Origin of the sequence: Methylocaldum sp. (assembly GCF_039794385.1) — a bacterium.
Classification (GTDB): Bacteria; Pseudomonadota; Gammaproteobacteria; order Methylococcales; family Methylococcaceae; genus Methylocaldum.
The window spans coordinates 1-7213 of sequence record NZ_JBDIVO010000243.1; the positions used below are offsets into that span (position 1 = coordinate 1).

The window sequence follows — 7213 nt, forward strand, 5'->3', positions numbered from 1 at the left end:
CCTTCATCCAACAGAAGATTGTTTCCCTGCCGCCGGCTCTGCTGCTGACCGCCCAACTCATCATGGGCGCAAGCTTCGGCATCCTAGGACTTCTGCTCGCGCCGCCGCTGGTGGTGGTCATCATGGTGCTGGTGCAGATGCTGTATATGAGGGACGTATTGGGAGAATCCGTCGAGATGCCCTAAAGGCGTCTGGGCGGTTCGATTGTGATTCCTGTCGTACGGGCCATTCCCACGCATGTGGGGAACAGATCCGAATGAGGCTAGAGCGTTTTTCATCCCGGTGTACGGCTTCGTGTCGGGCGGGAAGAACGTAGGTCGGCAATCCCTTGCCGACTTATCGGCTCGGCAAAGGATCTTGTCAGCAAGGGATTGTCGACCTACCTATCGGGCCCTCTGACACCGAATCGGAAAATGCTCTAGCCGCGGATCGATCGTGCGCTGTCCGGAAAATGTTTCGGTTCAGCATCCGATCTCGTTGCTGTTTTCGGCAAGCAATGCACGTTCTTCTTCGCCGATCTCCGAATCCGCCGACGGCTTGGCCTTGTTCGCCGATACGTCCATCATGCCGGCGACCCGTTGCAGGCTGGAGAGAATGAGGGTTTGCTCCCAGTCGTTCAATTGCCGGAAGGCGGCCACGAAGTTGACGTGCAGCAGCGAGGGCGCATGCCGGAGAGCGTCCCGGCCCGCATCGGTGAGGGTGATAGTCAGGCGCCGCTTGTCTTCGGCGCTGCGCTCACGCCGGATTTGGCCCTTCAGTTCCAGGCGGTCCAGGATAGACGTGATGGTTCCCTGGCTGAGGCTGACGGCCCGGCTGAGCTGGTGGGCGGTCAGCGCTCCGCGCTTTTCCAGGGCACGCAGCACCAGCAGCTGCGAGCCGGTCAGCCCAGCTTTCTGCAACTGCTTGGATTGCAAATCGAGCGCCTGTACGATGCGCCGGAGTTCCACCAGAACCTGCTCGTGAATTTCCATGGGAGCGCCGGTGAGCGGTTGAGCCTGTTTCACGCCATTGTTCCTGCCAGTCGGTGAGTGTGCGGGCCAGCTTCAGGCGGATGACATGCCGTCCGAAGCCGTTGACGATAGTTTTGAAGCCGGGCGCGTCCGGCTACCGTTTCGGGATTATATCTTCCATGATTCGCGCAGCCTTCGATAAAAGCTCAGATCGCGTTTGACCGCGCCCCTGACGCCGCAAATGAATCCGGCCAATTCCTGGGCCCGTTCCAGCGCGTCCTGCAAGGGCCAACGCCACATCAAGCCGACCAGCAGCGCGGCGCTGAACGCGTCTCCCGCGCCGACGGTGTCCACGACCTTTATCGACGCGTCGGGACTCACCCGAGCCGTATTTCCGTTGGCGCAGACCGCGAATGCTCCCGATTCGCCCAGGGTCACCGCCACGTATTCCGCGTCGCAGAGGGCTCGCAAGGCTTCGGCGCGCTCTTCGGGAAGTTTGCCGGACAAGCCGTAAATATCGGTTACCGTGTCCAATTCCTGCGCGTTCAATTTAATCCAGTTCGCCCGTTCCAGCAGGGTCCACAAATGCTCGACGCTCCACCAGGGCGAACGGAGATTGACGTCGAGGAATATCGGGGGACGATGGCGTTTGATGAGATAATCGAGCGCCTGGCGTGAGACCTGATTTCTCACGGCGAGGGTGCCATGGTACAGGATGGCGCCTCCCGACGGAAATTGAGGGACGTCGTGCGCTTCGATGAAGTCGTAGGCCCGCTCGGGTTGAATGCGGAACACGGGTTCCCCCTTCTCGATGTGCACCCGCACGGCTCCCGTCATGCGCTCGGGGTCGATTTGCACGCCCCGTTCGTCCAGATCCCAGTCGTGAAGCGCCTCGCGAACAAGTTTTCCACCCTCGTCCTCGCCGATACGGCTTATCAGCAAGGGTTGTATGCCCAGTCCCCGGAGGTGGCAGGCTACATTCAGCGGAGCCCCCCCCAGCACAACCGAGCCATCGGGAAAATGATCGAGCAGCAGTTCGCCGAAGAGGACCGGTCTCAGTGATACAGTGAATTCGGTCATGTCTACTTTGATGTCAAAATAAAATAAAGCTGAACGCCCTGTTCCGGCCGTCTAGGCTACCGGGCAAGGCGCGCTAATCAGTAGTTTTACCTATGGGAGTACGATAAATCGGGTTGACAGGTTCGTGCAAACATTTTGAAATCAAAAAATAGGGCGGGTATGTTGCACGTCTCCCGCTGCGGGAAGCGCTCCACGGCTGATTGTGGATACGGCCGACGCCTGAGCGTTTCGAATCGTTACGAAGAACAATCTCTGCTACCCGCCGAGTTAGTAAAAAATCTATTCCCGGAATCATGCCGCGACTTGTGGATAGAGCGGGCTGTTTCGTCTTGCTGATGGTCCTCGCAGCGTCGGTATCGGCCGAACCGGTCCGGCTCACGGCATTGCGAGCTGCGGATAAGGCGGATCGGGCGCGTTTGGTTTTTGAATTTACCGGTAAACCCGAGTACCGGGTGATCCGCTGGGCCGAGCCGAGGCGGCTGCTGGTGGATATTACCGATGCCAAGCTCGGAGTCAGCGTAAAGCAGCCGCCAGCGTCGCATCCTTTTTTGGGAAAGATCCGCACGACATCTCACAAGGAAAGGCTTCGATTATCGGTCGACCTGAAGCGCCCAGTTTTGCACAGGGCGTTTATCAGCCCCGCCGGAAAGGGAGTCCGGCTGATCGTCGAACTGATCGAATCCGAGCCCCCCAAAGCCGGTGCCGCGACCAAAACCGCGAAGAAGACAGCACATGCGCCGGTCCGCCGAAGTTCCAGGAAGCCCAAGATCCGCGTGATCGCGATCGATGCGGGTCATGGCGGCAAGGACACCGGCGCCGTCGGTCCCGGCGGCCGTCGGGAAAAGGACGTGGTGCTGTCCATGGCCCGCAAGCTGAAAGACATGATTTACGCCGAACCTGGCATGAAGCCGGTGATGATCCGGAAGGACGACCGTTTTCTCAGTCTGCGCGAACGTCTGGTGAAAGCCCGCGAGGCGCAGGCCGACCTGTTCATATCCTTGCATGCCGATGCCTACGTGCATGGCCTGGCTCGGGGCATGTCGGTGTTCACGCTGTCCCAGCGCGGGGCCAGCAGCGAGGCCGCGCGCTGGCTGGCGGAACGGGAAAATGCGGCCGACTTGATAGGCGGCGTGAGCTTGAGGGACAAGAACGGCACCTTGGCGAAAGTGCTGCTCGACCTGTCCCAGTCCGCCACCGCCGAGGCGAGCGCGCGAGCCGCATCCGCCGTGCTGTGGGAACTGAAGAAGAGCTTCCCCATGCACCATCCGGAAGTCCAGCGGGCGGGATTCGTCGTGCTGAAATCGCCGGATATCCCGTCGATTCTGGTCGAGACCGGATTCATCACCAACCCGGAAGGCGAGAGCAAGCTCGCAGACGCCGCCCATCAGACGAAGATTTGCCGCGCGATCTTTTACGGGATTCGGCAGTTCTTCTCGGCCAAGGCGCCGACCAAGGCCAGCGGGAACTAAAGCATTCTCCGGTTTGGTGTAGCGCGTCGTGGGTGCAGTGTCCGTCGGCAAAGGATTGACGACCTACAACGGTGTCTCAAGTAGGTCGGAAATCCCTTCCCGACGTAATTCCATTCGGCATTCGAGATAATATTCATCGTAGGATGGGTAGAGCGAAGCGAAACCCATCGATGGCGGGTTAGCCCCTAGTCTCCGCTCGGGACAGGCTCTGCGTAACCCATCGATTGAAGGTCGCTCGGTGGGTTACGACGCATGCGAGGCGCGGTGATCGGCCATCGGTCAGTGCTGATGTGCGCCTAACCCACCCTACGAAAATGAATTCCGGATTGAAAGCGATTTGAGAATTAGAGGCATACCCGCGTGTTCGGAAAAACTGCGGCAGCCGCCTCGGGAGGTTTCCATGACTCATACCGAAGCTGGATCCGAATCGGTTTCCAATCTTCCTATCATCGACGTTCACGCCCTGGTAGCGGGCACCGGCGATAAAGAGACGGTGGCGGAGCAGATCAGACATGCCTGCCTCGACATGGGCTTTTTCTACATCAAGGGCCACGGCGTCGATGAAGCGCTTCAGGACCGGCTGGAGCAGCTCAGCCGACAATTTTTTGCACAGGATCTCGAAACGAAGCTGGAGCTCCGCATGGAACGGGCCGGCCGAGCCTGGCGCGGCTATTTTCCGGTCGGAGGCGAGCTCACCTCCGGACGGCCCGACCTCAAGGAAGGTCTCTATTTCGGTGCCGAGCTTGGGGCGGACGATCCGAGAGTCCAGGCCGGCGTTCCTCTGCATGGCGCCAACCTCTTCCCCGCCAACATCCCGGAATTTCGTGAAACGGTGCTCGCGTATACGGCGGCGATGACGCAACTCGGGCAAACCTTGATGCAGGGCATTGCGCTCAGCTTGGGGCTGGAAGCGTCCTACTTCGCCGACCGCTACACCGCCGATCCTCTGATCCTGTTCCGCATCTTCAACTATCCGCCAGAGCCGGCGAACGTGGGTACTCCGCCCAGCTGGGGCGTGGGTGAACACACCGACTATGGTCTGCTGACCATTCTCAAACAGGATGACGCCGGCGGCTTGGAAGTGAAGTCGAAGTCGGGCTGGATCGCGGCCCCACCTGTTCCCGGAACCTTCGTGTGCAACATCGGCGACATGCTTGATCGAATGACCGGCGGTCGCTACCGCTCCACGCCGCACCGGGTCCGTAATACCGCCGGTCGCTCCCGGCTGTCCTTTCCCTTCTTTTTCGATCCGACTTTCGATGCGGAAGTAAAACGGATCGAGAGTCCCGAATTGGAGCATGTCATGGACGATGAAGAGCACCGGTGGGACCGATCGAGCGTCCACGCCTTTACCGGCACCTATGGCGACTACCTGCTCAACAAGGTCGGCAAAGTCTTCCCGGCACTCGGGGGCAGCGTGATTTGAAAATGGCGTCCTAGACGTGAATGCGAGGAACATTTTTTCCTGTAAACCAACCGGCGCCGAATGCCTCACGGTCGAGTCAGCAAATGTACGGATGTTCTAGCAAAATATTGTCAACCCATAATGCCCACGACCCCGGGCGAATTCTTCTTTTTTAATGGGCTAGACAGGCACTGCCGAATATTCGGCGGGTTTTTCCTTTCAGTTCGCGTAGCAAGCCGCGCGCCCTTGCGACGTGACAGGCTAACTATTCACGTTGCCGGACGAAGTAACCAAAAGGCAAGCCAAGCTTCCTACGTCTTTGCCGCGGTGGATCTGCCGCTCTGTGTCAATGTCGCCGGCACGATTGAAGAGTTTTTCCGGAAGCCGATCATGGATGATCCGGTGCCATTGCACCCGGCTAGGAAACGCCGGATACCCGGCGGATACATGGAGGAGCTTCACATGCAAACCTGCTCTCTGTCGAAGCGCGTCACACTCGCCATTTCCTTGAACGCGGTGCTCTTGGCCTGGCCGACGGTCGGGGAAGCGTTCGAGGTCACGGAACCGGAAGCCTATCGCCCCCGTTGCGACAACTATGATCCGATGCGCCAACCCTTTTTCGGCGTGACCCATCTGCATACCGGCCTCTCTTTCGACGCGAGCATCCGTTTCGTCGACGAACAGGCCGGCAACAATCCGCGCGGAGCCTATGCGTTCGCCAGGGGCGAAAGCCCGATAACGCTCCCGAACATCATCGGACTCCAGGGTGTCGAGATTCCCGAGCTGGGTTTGCCGAACAACCTGCGGAGACCCACCATAGACCGGCCGATCGATTGGGGCGGCGTTACCGATCATTCAGAACACTTCGGCGAGATGGGCATCTGCAAGGACCTTCTCGGAACTCCCGACCCCGCCGATCCCGAGGGACGTTTCTCACTGGATTGCCGGATGATCAACGGGTTCTATTGGCAGCCGCTGGGCGGAGAAGTTTCGACTCCGGCCACCGCGCCGTTCAATCAATTCCAGCGGGAACTCGCCTCCAATGCGTTCACGCAGCTGACCATGATGAACCTCGGTCCGGTGAGCCAGATGACGCGGATGCCGCTTTGCGTGAACAACCCGGATGAATGCGATTCGGCGGAACTCGCGGTATGGCAGGAGCACCAGGCGGCGGCGGAGGAGTTCTATGACCGGAGCAGCCGGTGTTCGTTCACCACGTTCAACGCCTACGAGGTGACTTCCACGCCGCTGGGGACCAACTGGCATCGTAACGTCTTCTTTCGCAACGACAGGGTGGTCAGACGGCCCATTACCGCGATCGATATGGGCGTCAGACTCAACGAGAATCCGACTTCCGGCGGCCCCGGCGGCGTCGGGGAACCGCCCAGCTACGTGGGCAGCATCGTTCCCGACGATCCGGAGGTGTTCCCGGTCCCGCCCGGTCAATTCGTCACGTTTCCGCTTCCGGAACGGCTCTGGAACGGCCTGGAGCGGGACTGCACCTTGGGGCAGAACGTTACGGACGGCCGTGGGACTCGCTGCGAGTTTCTGACCATTCCGCACAACTCCAACCTCGGCGGAGGCATGGGGCTCGTTCCTCCGATGTTTTTCACTCCGTTCAATAAAGAGGATGCGATTCGACGCGCCAAGTTCGAGCCGCTCGTGGAGATCTATCAGAACAAGGGAAGCAGCGAATGCCGTTGGGACCCCCGATTCCAGGAAGGCGTCGACACGGCGGATGAATTCTGCAATTTCGAGCTGCTGGACACGACCTCCCTGAGTGCGGCTTCGGGTGTCGGAACCAGCGGAGGGTCGGCGGGAGGATTGCCGCCGTCGGCTTTCAACGAGCGCGCCTTCGTCCGCAATGTCTGGAAGGACGGACTGAAGCTGGCGGAGGAACAATTCGAGGGGGTCAATCCCTTCAAGATGGGCGTGGTGGCGTCCTCGGATTCGCATAACGGCACCATGGGCTGGCATCCCGAGAACGAAAGGTTTCCGGGGCACCTCGGCATCGACGATGCGGTCCCCGTGCAGCGTCCCTCCACCATCCAAAACAGTTCGGGCGGCCACTCCGTGGCGTGGGCGGAGGAGAATTCGCGCGACTCCATTTTCGAAGCGCTGAAGCGCAAGGAGACTTACGGGACCAGCGGAACGCGGATCGTCCTGCGCTTCTTCGGAGGCTGGAACTTCGACAAATCCATGTGCGGCAAGGATTTCGTGCCGACCGGCTATGCCGACGGAGTCCCCATGGGCGGCGACCTCCCGCCGAGACCCTCCCGTGCCAAAGCCCCGCGGTTCATCGTGGCGGC

Annotated in this window: 5 protein-coding genes and 1 pseudogene; 4 read left to right on the plus strand and 2 right to left on the minus strand. The window is 60.0% G+C overall.

Features of this window, described 5'->3' with window-relative positions:
- Nucleotides 1-185: pseudogene (locus ABJK70_RS17495) on the plus strand (AI-2E family transporter); the annotation flags it as partial.
- A 276-nt stretch (nt 186-461) separates the two neighbouring features.
- Here ABJK70_RS17495 and ABJK70_RS17500 read toward each other — a convergent pair.
- Together ABJK70_RS17500 and ABJK70_RS17505 are read right to left on the minus strand one after the other, a co-directional pair.
- On the minus strand, nt 462-1004 hold the full coding sequence (locus tag ABJK70_RS17500) for a MarR family transcriptional regulator (protein ID WP_205780782.1): 543 nt from the start codon (nt 1002-1004) through the stop codon (nt 462-464).
- Nucleotides 1005-1118: 114 nt separating this feature from the next.
- Nucleotides 1119-2030 carry a carbohydrate kinase gene (locus tag ABJK70_RS17505; protein ID WP_347258613.1) on the minus strand — a complete coding sequence of 304 codons (912 nt, stop codon included), beginning with the start codon at nt 2028-2030 and terminating at the stop codon, nt 1119-1121.
- Nucleotides 2031-2323: 293 nt separating this feature from the next.
- Between ABJK70_RS17505 and ABJK70_RS17510 the strand changes: the two genes are divergently transcribed.
- The 3 genes from ABJK70_RS17510 to ABJK70_RS17520 all read left to right on the plus strand — a co-directional run.
- Nucleotides 2324-3499 (plus strand): N-acetylmuramoyl-L-alanine amidase, encoded by a 1176-nt coding sequence (locus ABJK70_RS17510; protein ID WP_086134136.1) that lies wholly within the window; start codon nt 2324-2326, stop codon nt 3497-3499.
- 400 nt (nt 3500-3899) lie between these two features.
- The gene (locus ABJK70_RS17515) at nt 3900-4925 is read left to right on the plus strand and encodes a 2-oxoglutarate and iron-dependent oxygenase domain-containing protein (RefSeq protein WP_347258614.1); all 1026 of its coding nucleotides are present in this window, start codon (nt 3900-3902) and stop codon (nt 4923-4925) included.
- A gap of 441 nt (nt 4926-5366) precedes the next feature.
- The coding region (locus tag ABJK70_RS17520; protein WP_347258615.1) for a DUF3604 domain-containing protein at nt 5367-7213 on the plus strand (1847 nt) is incomplete at its 3' end.

Excerpts from the sequence above, each read along its gene's own strand:
- ABJK70_RS17515 (WP_347258614.1), top strand. The coding sequence starts at position 3,900 with ATGACTCATACCGAAGCTGGATCCGAATCGGTTTCCAATCTTCCTATC.
- ABJK70_RS17505 (WP_347258613.1), bottom strand. The coding sequence starts at position 2,030 with ATGACCGAATTCACTGTATCACTGAGACCGGTCCTCTTCGGCGAACTG.
- ABJK70_RS17510 (WP_086134136.1), top strand. The coding sequence starts at position 2,324 with ATGCCGCGACTTGTGGATAGAGCGGGCTGTTTCGTCTTGCTGATGGTC.